Origin of the sequence: Haloglomus irregulare, from assembly GCF_007421925.1 — an archaeon.
GTDB classification, from domain to species: domain Archaea; phylum Halobacteriota; class Halobacteria; order Halobacteriales; family Haloarculaceae; genus Haloglomus; species Haloglomus irregulare.
In genome coordinates, this window is sequence record NZ_QMDX01000005.1 from 98774 (window position 1) to 115146 (window position 16373).

Genomic DNA, 16373 nt, shown 5'->3' on the forward strand with positions numbered 1-16373 from the left:
ACGGCGGATATGGTCACCTTCCTCGCCGGCGGCACCGGGACGCCGAAGCTGCTCGCCGGCGCGGACCCGGTCTTCGACCCGGCCGAGACGACGGTCATCGGCAACACCGGCGACGACATCGAACTCGGCGGCCACCTCGTCTGCCCGGACCTCGACACGGTGCTCTTCCTCGAGGGGGGCGTCCTCGACCGCGAGCGCTGGTGGGGCATCGACGGCGATACGACGGTCACGCACGAGCGCCTGCAGGGGCTGGCCGCCGAGGCCGGGCTCGACGGCGGCCCGCGCTACCTCCCGGAGGACGCACAGACCGCCGGCCGGGAGCTCGCGAACTGGCGGCGCTTCTCCGCCGTCGCGGAGTTCATGGAGATCGGCGACCGCGACCGCGCGGTCCATCTCACCCGGACCTCGCTGCTGGACGAGGGGGACAGCCTGACCGAGGTCACCGAGCGGCTGGCCGAGGCCTTCGACCTGGAGCGGACGCTGCTGCCGATGAGCGACGACCCCGTCGCGAGCATCATCCACACCGATGTCGGGTCGATGCATTTCCAGGAGTTCTGGGTCGCGCGCCGGGCCGAGCCGGCCGTCGAGGACGTCGAGTTCCGGGGCGCCGAGGACGCCACCCCGACTGACGACGTGCTGACGGCGCTGACCGAACCGGTCGTCATCGGGCCCTCCAACCCGGTGACGAGCATCGGTCCGATGACGGCGATGGATGGGTTCCGCGAGGCGCTGGACCGGACGCCGGTCGTCGCCGTCTCCCCGTTCGTCGAGGACCGCGTGTTCTCGGGGCCCGCCGCGACGCTGATGGCGGCGGTGGGCCACGAACCGAGCACGCGCGGCGTCGCCGGGGCGTATCCGTTCGTCGACGCGTTCGTCCTCGACGAGGCCGACGGGACCGACCTGGACCGGCCGGTCGTCCGGACGGACACGACGCTGGAGACGGACGCCGATGCCGAGCGCGTGGCCCGGGCCTGCCGCGAGGCGCTGGGGGTGGTGGACGGGTGAGCACCGCCGATGCGTTCACGCCGCGTGTTGCGGCCGCCTCGCTCTCGGGCGAGGCCGACGCCGCGTGGGCCCGGACGGCCGCACCACACATCGGCTGTGCGTTCCTCGGCGGTATCGCGCTGGACGAGCCGACCCGCGACGCGGCGCGGGCGCTGGTCGGCCGCGACCGCGACGAGTTCCTCCCGAGCGACCCCCTCGCGTTCGTCGACGACCAGTTGCTCGCGCTGGCGGACGCCCCCCTTCGCCCCGCGTTCAACGTCCGCGCGGCGGCCCCCCGACCGGTCGCCGCGGCCGCAGAGGTCTGTGCCGCGCACGACGCGGTACTGGAGGTGAACGCACACTGCCGGCAGGGCGAGATGTGCGGGGCCGGTGCCGGTCAGTCACTGCTCCACGAGCCCGACCGGCTCGCTGCGCAGGTCCGCGCGGCGAGCGAGACTGGCGCGACGACGAGTGTCAAGTGCCGGACGGAGGTCCCGGGCGTCGACCTGCCCGCGGTCTGCCGGCGGGCCCACGACGCCGGGGCGGACGTCCTCCACGTGGACGCGATGGACTCGGAGGGGGTCGTGGCCGCGGTGGCCGCGGCCTGCCCGGACGCCTTCGTCGTCGCCAACAACGGCGTCCGGGACCGCCGGACGGTCAGGGAGTACCTCTCCTACGGCGCGGACGCGGTCTCGGTCGGCCGGCCCAGCGACCGCCCGCCGGTCCTGCGGCGGGTGCGGGCCGCGGTCGAGACGTGGTTCGACGGCTCGGCGCCCGAGCGGCGGCGGGCGGCACCGGACGCCGGTGGTCGCGGATGAGCTCCCCGCGGACCGTCGCCCAGGACGCGACCCTCGCGCTCCTGCTGGAGATGACGGGGACACCCAAACCGGGCAACGTCGACCGCCATCACGACCACGACGACCTCCGGTTCGAGCATTTCCTGACGGGCGCTGTCGGCGCGGCGCCGGCACTCCGCGACGTCCCCGATGCGCCGCTCGGGCCCACCTTCCGCCGGGCTATCGAGGGGATGAGCCATCAGCGCGGCGGCAACACGCAGTTCGGGGCCATCCTGACGGTCCTGCCGCTCGCCTACGCGGCCGCCGGGGACGACCTGACGTCGGAGGGCGCGACCGCCGTCGTCGAATCGACGACGGTGGCGGACGCGGTCGGCTTCTACCGCGCGTTCGATGCCGTCGACGTGGCCGTCGATGACCCCCCCGAGGGGCTGGGCGACCTCGACGTGCGTCGCGGCGGCGACGCCGCGCCGACGCTCCGCGAGCGCGACCTCACCCTGTCCGACGTGATGGAGCGGTCGGCCGATGTCGACGGCATCGCGGCGGAGTGGGTCGCGGGCTTCCCGCGGGTGTTCGACGCCGCCGCTGCCATCGCCGACGACACCGGTCCGGTCCCGGACCGGGCCGCCCGGGCGTATCTGGAGGCCCTCGCCGACGAGCCGGACACGTTCGTGACGAAGACCCACGACCGGGCGACGGCCGAGCGCGTCCGGGAGCGTGCTCGCGCGGCCCGCGACGGCGATACCGACGTGGCCACGTTCGCGGACGAGCTGGTGGCGGAGGGTATCAACCCCGGGACGACCGCCGACCTGACCGCCGGGGCGCTGTTCGTCGCACTCCGGCGCGGGCTGGAGGTGTGACCGTGCCGGATGACCCCACCGCGGACTGGCCGGTCGCTCTCGCGGACAGGGGGGTGACCGAGACCGTGGTGACGACGCGCGGCCCGAACGACCGATGGAACGTCGCGGCACTGGGGCTGCACGCACCCGAGACGGATGGGGCCCCCGCCACGGCCCGGACCTGGGGCCGGACCCGGACGTGGCGTAACTTCACCGAGCGCGACGGCGGCTACGTCCAGTGCTGGACGGACCCCATCGACTTCGTCGAGGCGGCCTGTACCGTCCGCGAGGAGGACGCGCCGGTCCTCGACAGTGCCGCCGCCTGGGCCCGCGTGCAGGTCGAGCAGCTCGACTCCGGGACCGACGGTGGGACGGAGTGGGTCGACTGGGCCCTCCACCCGGTCGAGTCGGTGGTGCGGAACCGCGAGGTGCCGACGCACAGCCGGGCCCGCGCCGCCGTCGTGGAGGCGACCGTCGCGGCCTCCCGGCTCGGCGTCCCGGGGTTCGACGACGAGCGACTCCGCGCACGTATCGACCACTACGCCGACGTGGTCGACTCCTGCGCCGGCTCCCGCGAACGGGCCGCATGGAGGCGGTTCGACGAACTCGTCGACCGGCGACCGGACCGTGACGGGCGTTGACAGGCCGGTCCGGGAGTCGAACGTTTTTTGCTGGGGAGTACCGAGGTAACAGTACATGGCTATCAAGCCCGCCTACATCAAGAAGATCGGGAAACGACTGCTCGAGCGCTACCCGGACGCGTTCGGCCAGGACTTCGAGCACAACAAGGACGTCGTGACGGAGACGACCAACGTCGAGTCCAAGGGCGTTCGCAACCGCATCGCGGGCTACATCACGCGGAAGAAGCGGCCCACGGCCTGATCCTTCGATCGTACCGCGTCGTCGATGCCGACAGGTAGCGGCGGCTCATCCGGGGCTCGGGATCATCCGAGAAGACCGACGAGTTCTGCTGAAGCCGGATAATACGACGGATAGTCGCGATACACGTTCGAAACACCGGGCTTCCGGGCGCTACTCGGTCCGGATACTGACCGCGAGCCCCTCGCCCAGCGGGAGCAACACCGTCTCGAAGGCCGGGTCGGACCCGACGGTGTCGAGGTAGTCCGCGATGCCGCGCGTCGGTTCGTTGGTGTCGACATCTGCCTCGCCGGCGACCAGCCGCCGGAGGGCGTCGAACTCCATCGGGCCCGCGGTCATCGCGTTGTCTGCACAGACCAGCCCGCCGGCCGGAACCTTCCCCCGAACCGCCTCGAAGGCAGCCGTGTAGCGCTCCTTCTCGTTATCCAGCAGCACGAGGTCGAAGGGACCGTCGTACCGCCCGACCGTCTCGAGCGCGTCGCCGGCCTCGAAGCGGGCGCGGTCGGCGTAACCGCCCCGACGGAGGTTCCGCCGGGCGTCCTCGAGTTCGCCCGCGTCGACCTCGGTCAGGACGAGTTCGCCGTCCGGCGGCAGCGCCGGGGCCATCCAGTAGGCGGAGTAGCCGAAGCCGGAGCCGAACTCGAAGACGCGTTCGGCGCCGACGGCCCGTGCGAGGAACCGGAGCCAGCCACCGACCGCGGGCCCGACGGTCGGGAACCCCTCGCGCTCGGCCTGGGCGTCCATCTCCTCGATGACCGCGTCCGGCTCGGGCCCGACGGCCGCCGCGAACGTCCCCGTCACCGCGGGCAGGAACTCCTCGATGTCCATACCAGCCCGTGGGCGTCAGGGATGAAATGTGTACAGGCGACGCGACCTCCGCCCGAGGACCGACCCCCCAGGCCCCTGTCCCCGGCATGGACCGTCCCGACGGCATCCACACCTCCCCGACAACGGTGGCGCCGCTCAGTCGCGCCACTTGATGGAGCAGCCGCGCGAGGGCCGCGTTTCCGCCCCGACCGGGTCGCCCGCCAGCACCGTCTCGATGTGTTCGCGCATCTCGAATCCAGGGTCGCCCGATGGCTCCGCATCCGGGCTCATCGCGTCGTCGAGCCGGCCGTGGTACTTCAGGTGCCATTCGCTCCGCGGCGCCGCCGCTCCGTCGTCCGAGGCGTGTGATTCGCTGCCGCCGTGATTCACGAACAGGTAGGGGTCCGGGGTGCAGGTCGCGCCGTACGCCCGGGCGACCTCCTGGGACTCGTCGCGGAGGTACGCGTCGTAGGCCACCCGGCCGTCCGCGACGTACTCGCGCATCTTCTCGAACGAGTCCTCGGGGTACGCCGCGGCGTCGTTCGGGTTGATGCCGACGACGGCCACCTCGTCGTAGTCCGTCGCGATGGCGTTCAGCGCGTCGAACTTCGCCTTCGCGTACGGGCAGTGGTTACAGGTGAACACCAGCAGGAGCGCCCCGTGGTCGGCGAACGAGTCGAGCGTGTACGTCCCGCCGTCCGTCCCGGGCAGTTCGAAGCCGGGGGCGGAATCCCCCCGTTCCAGGGCGTCCGTCTCGGATTCCTTCATGACCATATCCGCCGGTTGGACCGGGCAGGGCATGTGCGTTCCGACGGTCGCCGCGGGGGTGGCGGTCCCCGACTACTGCCCGGCCGTCGGTGCGGCGGTGCCGCGCTCGAGCTCGAAGCCGTCGTAGTCGTCGCGGGCGACCCGATCGCAGATCTCCCGGTACTGGTCCAGCCCGCCGGGGAACGGCGTGAAGATGGACGGCTTGCCTGGGACGTTCTCGCCACGGTACCAGGAGTCGGCATCGGAGAACAGCATGTTGGACGCGAGCATGTTGGTGTTCGAAACCCAGCGCTGCTCGGCCTCCTCCGTCGGCTCGATGCGGTCGTACCCCTCCGCGTCCATGTAGGCGATGCAGTCGTCGATCCACTCGACGTGCTGCTCGATGGACATCGGCATGTTCGTCAGCACGGAGGGGCTCTGGGGCCCGGTGATGGTGAACATGTTCGGGAACCCGCGGCTCATCAGCCCGAGGTACGTCAGGGGGCCGTCGGCCCATTTCCCATTCAGCCGGCGGTCGTCCCGCCCCTCGATATCCATCGCCAGGATGGCGCCGGTCATCGCGTCGAACCCCGTCGCGAACACGACCATGTCGAGGTCGTACTCGGCGGCGGCCGTCCGGATGCCGGCGGTGGTGAAGCCCTCGATGGGTTGGCCGTCCTCGCTGACGTCAACGAGGGAGACGTTGTCGCGGTTGTAGGTGCCGTAGTAGTCGTTGTAGTCCATCGGCGGTCGCTTGGCGCCGTACGGGTGGTCCGTCGGGACGAGCGTCTCGGCGGTCTCGGGGTCGTCGACCTTCGCGCGGATCTTCTCGCGGATGAACTCCGAGACCGTCTCGTTCACCTCCCGGTTGGTCAGGATGTGGGCGGGTTCGAAGGCGTGCAGGAAGCGGAAGCCGCCCTTCTCCCACCGCTCCTCCAGGGTCTCGCGGATCTCCGTCTCCGAGAGGCCCGCCGCCGAGTAGTGGTCGTGGTCGAACGGCATCCCCAGCCGCGAGTCCCGTGCGTCCGCCCAGATCTCGTCGTAGTTATCGCGGATCTCCTCGTACTCCTCCTTGCTGATGGGCCGGTTCTGTGCCGGGACCGCGTAGTTCGGCGTCCGCTGGAACACCGTCATGTGCTCGCACCGGGCGGCGTTCTCGGAGATGAACTGGATGCCGGTCGAGCCGGTGCCGATGACGCCGACGTGGTCCCCACTCAGGTCGAGGTCGCCGGGCCAGCGGGCCGTGTGGTACCAGTCGCCCTCGTACGACTCCAGGCCGCCGAAGTCGGGCCGGTACGGCTCCGAGAGGCAGCCGACCGCGCTGATGAAGAACTGCGCCGTGACCTGCTGGCCGTCGGCCGTCTCGACGGTCCAGGTGTTCGCGGTCCCGTCGTACGTGGCCGACTCGACCGCCGTGTCGAACCGGATGTCACGCCGGAGGTCCAGCTTGTCGGCGGTGTGCTTGAGATACTCCAGTATCTCGGGCTGCTCGGGGTATCGCTCGCTGAACTCCCACTCCTCCAGCATCTCGTCGTCGAAGGAGTAGCAGTAGATGTGGCTCTCGCTGTCGCAGCGCGCCCCGGGGTACTGGTTCCAGTACCACGTTCCGCCGACCTCGTCGGCCTTCTCGAACGCCTGCACCGACAGCCCTCGCTCGCGGAGGCGATGGAGCATGTACATCCCCGAGAACCCCGCGCCCACGACGACCGCGTCGACGTCCGTCTCGGCCGACTCCGTCCGCTCGCGTGCCCCACTAGACATGGTGACTCACTGCACGGTAGGCGGGGACAATCGCTGTTAAACCTACTGCCGCGCGTTATGGCGGTCTTAATGAGGGGTCGCGAGGGCGCCGGTCTCAGTACGGCGATTGCCGGACCAGGTGCCCCCCGTCGACGGCGTAGTAGGACCCGGTGACGTACGCGGACGCCCGACTCGCCAGGAACAGCGCCAGCGGGACACAGTCCTCGGCAACGCCGAACCGGTCGGCGGCCATCTCGTCGAGCAGCTGCGGGGGGAGCGCGCCGCCGGCGGCCTCGGAGACGCCCTCCGTCTCGATGATGCCCGGCGCGATGGTGTTGGCGCGGATGCCGTACTTGGCCCACTCGCTGGCGACCGTCTGCATCAGGTTGTGGACGCCCGCCTTCCCCGCCCCGGAGTGGCCGTGGAACGGTGCGCCGTCGACGCTGTTCGTGGCCCCCATCGAGATGATGGAACCGCCGCCGGACTCGCGCATGTGCTCACCGACGCTCATCGTACAGTAGGCGGTCCCGTCGAGGATGGTCCCGACGACGGCGCGCCAGCCGTTGACAGAGAGGTCCTCGAACGGGGTGAGGAAGTTCGCACCCGCGTTGTTGACCAGGACGCTGATGTCGCCCAACTCGTCGAGAACGGTGTCGCACATCGCGTCGACCGCCTCCTCCTCCCGCACGTCGACGGTCGTGGCGCACGCGTCGACGCCCTTCTCCTCGATGGCCTCCGCGACCGGTTCGAGGTGGTCCATGTCGCGGCTGGCGACCGCCACGTCGGCACCGTGCTCGGCGAACGCGAGCGCCATCGATTCCCCGATACCCGTGCCGCCGCCGGTGACGAGGCAGACCTCGCCTTCGAGGAGGTCGTCGGCGAAGACGTCGGTCGAGGGTGGGGTGGCCGGCCAGTCGTCCGTCGGCTCGCTGTGGTCGGACATAGCCCACCCCACCGCCGGCGGGCACAAGAAGCCACTCCCGCGCCAGACGGAGCGTATTTATGACGGGGGCAGCGGTGGCGCGTTGCCAGGGGCGTCACCCGGCCGGCGGACGGCCTCAGTCGAACCGCTCGCGCAGCGCCACCTTGTCCATCTTCCGCGTCGAGGTCTTCGGCAGCGCGTCGACGACGCGGAACTCCCTCGGCACCTTGTAGTCGGTGAGGGTCCCGCGACAGCCGGCCTCCAGGTCCTCGGCCGTCACGTCGCCGACGACGAACGCGACGATGCGCTCGCCCAGCCGGTCGTCCGGCGCGCCCACGACGGCGGCCTCGGCGACGCCGTCGATGCCGTAGAGCACCTCCTCGACCTCGCGGGGGTAGACGTTCTCCCCGCCCGTGATGATCATGTCGTCGATGCGGTCCTCGACGAACAGGTGGCCGTCCGCGTCCATCCGGGCGACGTCGCCCGAGCGGAGCCAGCGCTTGCCCTCGCGTTCCACGAACGCCTCGTCGTTCTTCTCGGGCAGGTTGAGATAGCCGGGCGTGATGGTGTCGCCGTGCCAGAGCATCTCGCCCTTCTGGTCCGTGTCTACGGGCTCCTTCGTCTCGGGGTCCTCGATACGGACGTCGACCACCTCTCGGGCCGGCGGCCCGATGCTGCCGGCCTTGTAGACGTCCTGGTCGGGGGTGTTGATGGCCGCCAGCGGCGTCGTCTCCGTCATCCCGTACCCCTCCAGGAGTCTGATGTCCAGCAGCTCCTCGGCGGCGTCGATGCGCTCCCTGGGCATCGGCGACCCGCCGACGCCGACCGTCGAGAGCGACGAGAGGTCGTGGTCCCCGATACCCTCGTTGAGGACGTCGACGAGCATCGTCGGGATGAAGAAGGCGTAGGTCACGTCGCGTTCTGCCATCGTCGACAGCGCGAGGTCGATATCCCACTGCGGGAGGAGGTGGTTCTCGGCCCCCGCGACGATGAACGGCGTCGTCGTCACGTTCAGCCCGGAGACGTGGAAGCAGGGACAGACCGTCAGCGCGACCTCGTCGCTCGTCCAGTCCATCGCCGCGATGAGACCGTCGGCGTTGGCCGAGAGGTTCCCATGCGTGTGCTTGACCCCCTTCGGCCGCCCGGTCGTCCCGGAGGTGTAGACCAGTTCGGCGAGTTCGTCGTTCCGACGCGGATGGGTCTCGTGCGGGCCGGCGTGCTCCGCGACGAGCGAGCCGTACGCGTGGCCGCGCTCGCCACCGGCGACGATGAGGTGTTCGAGGGCGTCCGTCTCGAACGACGCGGCGGCGTCCTCGAACTGTCCGACGGTGACGAGCGCCGACGCCCCCGCGTCGTCGAGGACGTACTCCACCTCCGACCCCTCGAACCGCATGTTGATGGGGAACGGGATGGCGCCGTGCTTCATCGCGCCGAAGTAGGCCGCCACGAACGCGGTGCTGTTCGGGAGGTAGAGCGCCACGCGGTCGCCCGGCGCCACGCCGAGATCGGCCAGCGCGTTCGCGAACGCGTCCGTCTCCCCGGCGAGCTCACGGTAGGTGAGGTCGCGCTGGGGGTCCGTGACCGCGAGGTCGTCCGGCGACTCCGCGGCCGACATGTCGAGGTAGTTGGCGAAGTTCATACTCTCCGACGTGGCTGGGACCGGCTTATCGTTTTGGGGTGTGGTAGCTACGGTCACTCTGCCGGGTCGTGACCGCGGTCCCGGGTCAACCCACCGCACATCCGAGGGCAAACGGCTTGGTGCGTGCCACCGTGTCGTGTGGCATGGTCGACTTCGGGTTCTCCGAGGAGGAGCGCGCCATCCGGCAGACGGCCCGCGAGTTCGCCGAGAACGAGATCGCTCCGGTCGCCCGCCACCACGAGGAGACCGGCCAGTGGCCCCGCGAGGTGTGGGAGAAGGCCGTCGACACCGGGCTCGTCGGCGGCGGCATCCCGGTCGAGTACGGCGGGGCCGGGCTCTCGCAGGTGGAGATGTGCCTGTTCATGGAGGAGATCTCACGGGTCGACGCCGGGATGCTCGCCGCCATCGGCACCGAGTTCGGTACCCGGATGATCGAGAAGTTCGGCACCGAGGCACAGAAGGAGTGGATCCTCCGCGGGGTCGCCGAGGGGGAACTCATCGGCGCGCTCGGCAACACCGAGCCCAGCCACGGCTCCGACGCCGCCAGCATCGAGACCACCGCCCGCAAAGAGGGCGACGAGTACGTCATCGACGGCGTGAAGACGTTCATCACGCACGGCACCATCGCGGACTACGTCCTCACGACGTGTCGCACCGGCGACGAGGGCCACGGTGGCATCTCCGCCGTCATCGTGGAGACGGACCGCGACGGGTTCGAGGTGGAGAGCGAGATCCACAAGCTCGGGTGGAACGCCTCCGAGACCGCCCAGCTGCGATACGACGGCGTCCGCGTCCCCGAGGAGAACCTCGTCGGCACCGAGAACGCCGGCTTCTATCAGCTGATGGAGTTCTTCGAGGAGGAGCGGGTCGGCATCGCCGCGCAGGCGCTGGGCATCGCGCAGGGCTGTCTGGAGGAGACCGTCGACTACGTGGGCGAGCGCGAGCAGTTCGACCGCGAGCTCCGGGAGTTCCAGGCCGTCCAGCACACGGTCGCCGACATGGCGACGAAGGTCGAGCTGGCGCGCCGCATCGTCTACGACGCCGCCCAACGCGTCGACGACGGCGAGAAACCGACCAAGCTGGCGTCGATGGCGAAGCTGTACGTCAGCGAGATCGCCGAGGAGGTGGCCTCGGATGCCATCCAGCTCCACGGCGGCAACGGCTACACCACCGACTACCCCGTCTCACGCCACTACAAACACACCAAGATCTATCAGATCGGCGAGGGCGCAAGCGAGATCCAGCGCAACATCATCGCCAAGGAACTGCTTGACCTGTGAGCCACCCCGGCTACGGTCCCAGTGGAGTAGTAGTTCCCCGTTCCTTCTCCGGATTCGCTGCTCGCCGGGTGACCTCCCCCAGCGACGACACGGCCACGGCCGGGTCACGGGGTGGACCCCGGACTCCCGAGTGGGGAATCGGTGTGTACCACCCCGCTGGCATAGCGGGAACGGGGCCGATACCGCCCAGTCGGACCAGCCGCCAGTGCCGCGTTCCGGACCCCAACCGTTGAAACGCCGGGGCCCCGAAGTCAGACCATGTCGCTCGTGCTGCCCGAAGAAATCGTCGTCGAGCGGCTCCTCCCGACGCTGCGGGTCGCGCTCGCCCGCGACCTCTCGGAGCGGGGCCTCACGCAGTCCGCCATCGCCGACCGGCTCGGCGTGACTCAGGCCGCCGTCAGCAACTACCTCTCGGGGGACCCCGACGTCGAGGAGCGGTTCGTCGAGCACGAGCGGTTCCGGCGGGCCGTCGACCGCATCGGCGCCGGCTTCGCCGAGGGCTCGATGGACGGCTACGAGGCGCTGGCCGAGACGCTCGAACTGGTCCGGGCGTTCGAGGACCGCGGGCCGGTCTGTGCCGTCCACGAGGAGGAGATGCCCGCGCTGCAGGGGCTGGGCTGTGACCTCTGTGTGCGCGGCGCCGACGAGGCGCTCTCCGAGGAGCGTCGCGTGCTCGCGGACGTGCGCAAGGCCACCAGACGGCTGCAGGACGTCGAGGGCGCGGCGGGGTTCATCCCCAGCGTCGGCACCAACGTCGGGATGGCGCTGCCGGGGGCCGCCGACCCGACCGACGTGGCGGCGGTCCCGGGGCGGGTCATCGCCGTCCGCAGGCGCGTGACGGTGCCCGCGAACCCGGAGTTCGGCGCGAGCGAGCACGTCGCGAACGCGCTGCTCGCCGCGGCCGAGCACGACCCCTCCGTGCGGGGCGCGCTGAACGTCGCGACGGACGACCGGCTGCTGGCGGCCCCGCGCGACGCCGGCCACGACCCGCTGGAGGTCGCGGCCGCCGGACCTGACGGCGACGGGGAGCAGGTCGGGTTCTGGGCGGCGTTCGCCGAGCGCGAGGGCGTGCCGCCCGTCGTCTACCATCGCGGTGCCTACGGCGTGGAGCCGGTGACCTACGTCTTCGGTGAGTCCGCGGAGGCCGCGGTCGAGCGGCTGGCGACCCTGGTCGCGGCGGCGACCGCGGAGTGAGGCGCCCTCACTGCTGTTCGGCGAGCGCGGCGTCCAGCGCCTCGACCGGGTGGGGCGGGCGCTGGTCCATCGCGTCCCAGTCCTCCAGCTGCGTGCGGCAGGAGGCACCGGGGGCGACCACCGTCTCCGCGGGGCTCCCTTCGATCTGGTCGAAGAGGACCTCGGCGACCGCCTTGCTCATCGAGTAGTGCTCGGCCTCGTAGCCGAAGGAGCCGGCCATCCCACAGCAGGTCGAGTCGAGCGGCTCGACCGCGAAGCCGGCCCGCCGGAGCACGCCGACGGCGTGGTGGTCCTTCTTCGTCGCCTTCTGGTGGCAGTGGCCGTGGTAGGCCAGCGACCCGCCGATGGGAACGTGGCCGTCGCGCTCGCCGGCCGCGCCGACGGCCCGGTCGGGGTCGAACGCCAGGTCACGGTCTAGGTCGTGCCGGTCGAGATACTCACAGACGCCGTGGGTGTGCTCCCGGACCATGTCGACGGCGGTCCCGGAGAGGAGGTCGCCGTAGTCCGACTGGACCATCACCGCGTCCGTCGGCTCGACGACGACCACGTCCCGTCCGTCCTCGACCCGGGGAGCAAGCTCGGCGACGACCTCGCGGGCGCGCTCCCGGGAGGTGTCGAGGAACCCCTTCGAGTGGGCGGCCCGGCCCGAGGGGAGCGGCTCGGCCAGGTCGACGTGGACGCCCGCCGTCTCGAGCACGCCGACCGCCGCCCGCGCGACCTCCGGGGTGACGTAGGTGGTGTACGGGTCCGGCAGGAGGACGACCCGATGGGTCGCGGATTCGGGGTCGACCGGCGAGGTCCGCCCCTCGAACCAGTCGACGAACGACTCGCTCGCGAACGCCGGGAGGTCCCGCTCCCGGGCGATTCCGACCGTCTTCTCGGCCAGCCAGCCGGCGCCGGGGAGCGACCCGAGTGCGTTGACCAGCGGCGCGAGCCGCGACCCGGCCGCGGAGAGGCCGAACACGTTGGCGAACAGCCGGTCCCGAAGCGGCGGCTTCCCGCCCGACTCGTGGGCAGCGTGCTCGACCTCGGCCTTCAGCTTCGCCATGTCGACCTGCGAGGGGCAGTCCCGGGCACAACCTTTGCACCCGACGCAGAGGTCCATCACCTCGCCGAGGAACTCCTCGTCGGCCGCCTCGATGTCGACATCGCCGGAGAGCACCCCGCGGAGCGCGTTCGCCCGACCACGGGTGGACTGGATCTCCTCGTCGGCCGCCCGGTAGGTCGGGCACATCACGCCGCCGGTGGTCTCCTGGGGGCCGCGACAGCCGCCGCAGCCGTGGCAGAGCTCCACCATCCCCTGGAACCCGTTCTCGTTCTCCCACTCCAGCGCGGGCTCGAAGCCCCCGCCCCCGCCGCCCGCACCGTCGTCGGCGCCCGCGTCCGGAGCGAGCACGTCCGCGTCGAACTCGTACTCCTCGTCGAACCGGAGGTTCTCGGTCATGTCGACGTCGCCACAGACCTGCCCGGGATTGAGCAGGCCATCGGGGTCGAACGCGCCCTTGAGCTCCCGGAACAGGCCGAACACCTCGTCGCCGTACAGCTTCCGGTTCCAGCCCGTCCGGGCGCGGCCGTCGCCGTGCTCGCCGGAGACCGAGCCCCCGTACTCGACGACGAGGTCCGTCACGTCGTCGGCGATGGACTGCATCCGCTCGACGCCCTCGACGGTCTTCGTGTCGACCAGCGGCCGGACGTGGAGACACCCGGGGCCGGCATGGGCGTAGAAGGAGGCGTACGTGTCGTGTGCCTCAAGCACCTCGCGGAAGTCGGCGACGTACTCCGGGAGCCGCTCGGGCGGCACCGCACAGTCCTCGACGAAGGAGATGTGCTTGGCGTCGCTGGTCCGCCCGAGCAGGATGGGGAGGCCGGACTTGCGGAGCTTCCAGAACCGCGCGCGGTCGTCGTCGTCGTGAGCCTCGCGGGCGAACGTGGCACGGGGTTCCGGCCCGGTCGCCGCGGCCACGACCCCCCCGTCCGGGAGCCCGGCCTCGGGGTCGGGGTCGAGGTGGCGCGCGCGGTCGCCCAGCAGCCCGGCCACCGTCTCCCGGCCCGCGGCGTCGTCGTCGGCGTAGAACTCCACCAGCAGGACCGCGCCGGTCCCCTCCGGTGCTAACTCCGCCACGAGGTCGCCGAACTCCGTGGTGTCCCGCGCCAGGTCCAGCAGTACGTCGTCGAGCACCTCCACCGCCGCGGGGTCGTGTTCGAGGATGGGCGCCACGTCGGCCATCGCGGCCACGAGGTCGTCGTAGCCCAGTAGCGCGACCGACTTCGTCGCCGGAACCGGTTCCAGCGACACGGTCACTGACGTCACGACCGCCAGGGTGCCCTCGGAGCCACAGAGCAACGTCGCGAGGTTCACGCTCGTCCCGTCCGGGAGCGGGCCCGCGCCGTCGCCGGGTTCGCGGTCCAGTCCCGCGTAGGCGTCGGCGACGAAGGCGTTCAGGTTGTAGCCGGAGACGTTCCGCTTCAGGTCGGGGAACGCCGTCATCAGGGTCCCGGCCTCGTCCTCCAGGGTCTCCAGCGCCTGGCGTGCGATTCGGGCCTCAATGGACCAGTCGCCGCCGGCCCGGCGCCGGAGCTCGCCGACCGTCGTCTGCCCCAGGGTCGCCGTGGTCCCGTCGGCCAGCACGACCTCGCAGGACTCGACGTATGCGTCGGTCTTCCCGTACTGCAGTGAGTGTGCGCCGGTGGAGTTGTTGCCGACGGCGCCGCCGATGGCGGACTTATCACCCCAGGCCGGGTCCGGCGCGAACTTCAGGCCATGCTCGCCGACGGTCGCGTTCAGGTCGCCGAGCAGACAGCCCGGCTGCACGGTCGCCGTACGCGCCGCCGGGTCCACGTCGACGACGGCATCCATCTGGGCAGTGAAGTCCAGCACGACGGCCTCGTTGACCGACTGCCCGGCCAGCGACGTGCCGCCGCCGCGAGGCAGCACCGGCACGTCGCGGTCGGCGCAGAACGAGACCGTCGCCGCCACGTCGTCGGTATCGCGCGGGAACACCACTCCGACCGGGAGCACCTCGTAGGCGGAGGCGTCCGTGGCGTACAGGGTCCGCGTGTACTCGTCGAACCGGACCTCCCCATCGACCCGCTCGCGGAGCCCCGCGACCAGGTCGGCGTGCTCCTCGGGGACCGGACCGCCGGCGTAGTCGTAGTCGGCCCGCGGGTCCGCGGCGGGGGCGGGTGGGTCCGACTCCTCGGTTGCCATGGTCCCGCTCAAGGGGCGTGAGTATGTTAATCCCCCGCCGGCCCCCGACTGAGCCGACGGTCAGCGCGGGCGCCGGGGCCTCGACGGGTGGCCACGAGGCCAGTCCCCGACACGGCCCCCGGCCGTGGTGGGCGGGCTGGCCGGGCCACGGATGGCCCGGCCCAGCGTGACCGCGGTCAGGGCGACAGCGGCTGTGGGTGGCGCTCCTCGTACCGGTCGAAGGTGTACGGCATCCACTCCTTTGCCTCCTCGAGCACCGTCTCCGAGAGCTCCCGCACCTCCCACTGGGCGTCGCCCTTCATGCGCATGTTGAGGAGATGCATCAGCGCCCGCGCGTTCATCGAGAAGGTGAGGTTCACCTTCGTGCCGATGGGGAGCAGCATCCGCGCGTCCTCCTTCGGGACGCCTGCGTCGACGAGGTCGGCGTAGGCGTCGATACACCTCTTGTACACCTCGTCTGCCAGCTCGGTCCGTTCGGCGGCCGGCATCTCGACCTCCTCCGCCCCCTCGCGGGAGACGACCTCGTCGGCCTCGAACGTCTCCGGGTAGGTGAACCGCTCCTCCAGCGGCTCGTCCTCCGAGAGTTCGACGTAGCGGAGGCTCATCACGTCGAACGAGGCGTGGCGATGCCGGGTGATCTGTGCCATGCACGAGCGACTGACGCCCCGAACCGCGAAGGTCGCGGAGGGGTGCTCGAACGGACCCCAGTGGCCCGACCGCATCAGGTGGTCCATCAGGGTGCGTTTCTTCTCCTCCAGCGTCTCGCCCTCGACGGGCTCCATGACCTCGGCGAACGGCACGTCGCTGCCGACCCAGTCCGACGAGTAGTCGCCGCGGGCCGCGCGACAGACCAGTTCCTCGGGGTTCGGCGTGCAATCGAGGAGTTCGACCTGCATGCACCAGTGCCCGTGCGGAGAGGGTAAGAACCCGTCGCCGTCCGTGTCTCGATGCCGGGCCGCCGCCACCGTCAGCACCACGCCGTCCTCGCTCACGGCGGCGGCCCGCGTCCGGCTCGGGTCGTACGACCTGCGACCGGTGAACGGGTCGTAGCCCCCGTGCGGACCTGCGGCCGACAGCGACGTATCGCCGGTGAGTTCCACCCGGGGAGCCGCTCGACGGCCTCCCGTGATTCGGCGGGGAGCGCGGCGCGCTGGCGCCGGCAGGCATCGACGCTTCCGGAGCAGAACCCGCGCATGTCCGCCTCGGACAGGACGCCCGTGCGAACAGCCAGTCGGGGTACTCGGGCGGCGGCTCGTCGCTCCCGGCCGGGAGGTCCTCGGCGCGGCCGGCGGGACCGCTCGTCAGGAGGGCGGCGACGCCTCCGGCGCGGAGGACGTCGC

The 16373-nt window shown here is 71.1% G+C and carries 14 protein-coding genes; 7 read left to right on the forward strand and 7 right to left on the reverse strand.

Features of this window, described 5'->3' with window-relative positions:
• Positions 1 to 9: 9 nt before the first annotated feature.
• From cofD to DP107_RS09835, 5 genes are read left to right on the forward strand one after another with little or no spacing between them, the layout of a single operon-like run.
• A complete protein-coding gene (cofD, locus tag DP107_RS09815; RefSeq protein WP_144261988.1) occupies positions 10 to 1005 on the forward strand; it encodes a 2-phospho-L-lactate transferase in 996 nt (331 codons plus the stop codon).
• Entirely contained in the window at positions 1002 to 1802 is an 801-nt protein-coding gene (locus DP107_RS09820) for a tRNA-dihydrouridine synthase (RefSeq protein ID WP_144261989.1), read from the forward strand. The genes cofD and DP107_RS09820 overlap by 4 nt, the downstream gene beginning before the upstream one ends.
• Positions 1799 to 2638, forward strand: coding sequence for a triphosphoribosyl-dephospho-CoA synthase (locus tag DP107_RS09825; RefSeq protein ID WP_144261990.1), 840 nt, complete (start codon positions 1799 to 1801; stop codon positions 2636 to 2638). The genes DP107_RS09820 and DP107_RS09825 overlap by 4 nt, the downstream gene beginning before the upstream one ends.
• Before the next feature lie 2 nt (positions 2639 to 2640).
• The gene (locus tag DP107_RS09830; protein WP_144261991.1) at positions 2641 to 3258 is read left to right on the forward strand and encodes a DUF447 domain-containing protein; all 618 of its coding nucleotides are present in this window, start codon (positions 2641 to 2643) and stop codon (positions 3256 to 3258) included.
• A 55-nt stretch (positions 3259 to 3313) separates the two neighbouring features.
• Entirely contained in the window at positions 3314 to 3499 is a 186-nt protein-coding gene (locus DP107_RS09835) for a 30S ribosomal protein S17e (protein ID WP_144261992.1), read from the forward strand.
• 150 nt (positions 3500 to 3649) lie between these two features.
• Here the strand turns inward: DP107_RS09835 and DP107_RS09840 are convergent, their stop codons facing one another.
• The 5 genes from DP107_RS09840 to DP107_RS09860 form a co-directional block, all read right to left on the reverse strand.
• A complete protein-coding gene (locus tag DP107_RS09840) occupies positions 3650 to 4324 on the reverse strand; it encodes an O-methyltransferase (RefSeq protein WP_144261993.1) in 675 nt (224 codons plus the stop codon).
• A 135-nt stretch (positions 4325 to 4459) separates the two neighbouring features.
• Positions 4460 to 5077 (reverse strand): thioredoxin family protein, encoded by a 618-nt coding sequence (locus tag DP107_RS09845; protein ID WP_144261994.1) that lies wholly within the window; start codon positions 5075 to 5077, stop codon positions 4460 to 4462.
• A gap of 66 nt (positions 5078 to 5143) precedes the next feature.
• Positions 5144 to 6811, reverse strand: coding sequence for a flavin-containing monooxygenase (locus tag DP107_RS09850; protein WP_144261995.1), 1668 nt, complete (start codon positions 6809 to 6811; stop codon positions 5144 to 5146).
• A 94-nt stretch (positions 6812 to 6905) separates the two neighbouring features.
• Positions 6906 to 7733: an SDR family oxidoreductase gene (locus DP107_RS09855; RefSeq protein ID WP_144261996.1), complete on the reverse strand. Its 828-nt coding sequence runs from the start codon at positions 7731 to 7733 to the stop codon at positions 6906 to 6908.
• 115 nt (positions 7734 to 7848) lie between these two features.
• Positions 7849 to 9351 (reverse strand): class I adenylate-forming enzyme family protein, encoded by a 1503-nt coding sequence (locus DP107_RS09860; RefSeq protein WP_144261997.1) that lies wholly within the window; start codon positions 9349 to 9351, stop codon positions 7849 to 7851.
• 143 nt (positions 9352 to 9494) lie between these two features.
• On the opposite strand from DP107_RS09860, the gene DP107_RS09865 reads away from it, so the two are divergent.
• Both DP107_RS09865 and DP107_RS09870 read left to right on the forward strand, forming a co-directional pair.
• A complete protein-coding gene (locus DP107_RS09865) occupies positions 9495 to 10631 on the forward strand; it encodes an acyl-CoA dehydrogenase family protein (RefSeq protein WP_144261998.1) in 1137 nt (378 codons plus the stop codon).
• 258 nt (positions 10632 to 10889) lie between these two features.
• Entirely contained in the window at positions 10890 to 11825 is a 936-nt protein-coding gene (locus DP107_RS09870; RefSeq protein ID WP_144261999.1) for a thiamine-phosphate synthase family protein, read from the forward strand.
• Positions 11826 to 11832: 7 nt separating this feature from the next.
• On the opposite strand, the gene DP107_RS09875 is transcribed toward DP107_RS09870, so the two are convergent.
• A complete protein-coding gene (locus DP107_RS09875) occupies positions 11833 to 15033 on the reverse strand; it encodes an FAD-binding and (Fe-S)-binding domain-containing protein (protein ID WP_144262000.1) in 3201 nt (1066 codons plus the stop codon).
• A 176-nt stretch (positions 15034 to 15209) separates the two neighbouring features.
• Positions 15210 to 15929: an FAD-dependent thymidylate synthase gene (thyX, locus tag DP107_RS09880; protein ID WP_144262150.1), complete on the reverse strand. Its 720-nt coding sequence runs from the start codon at positions 15927 to 15929 to the stop codon at positions 15210 to 15212.
• Between the last annotated feature and the right edge of the window lie 444 nt (positions 15930 to 16373).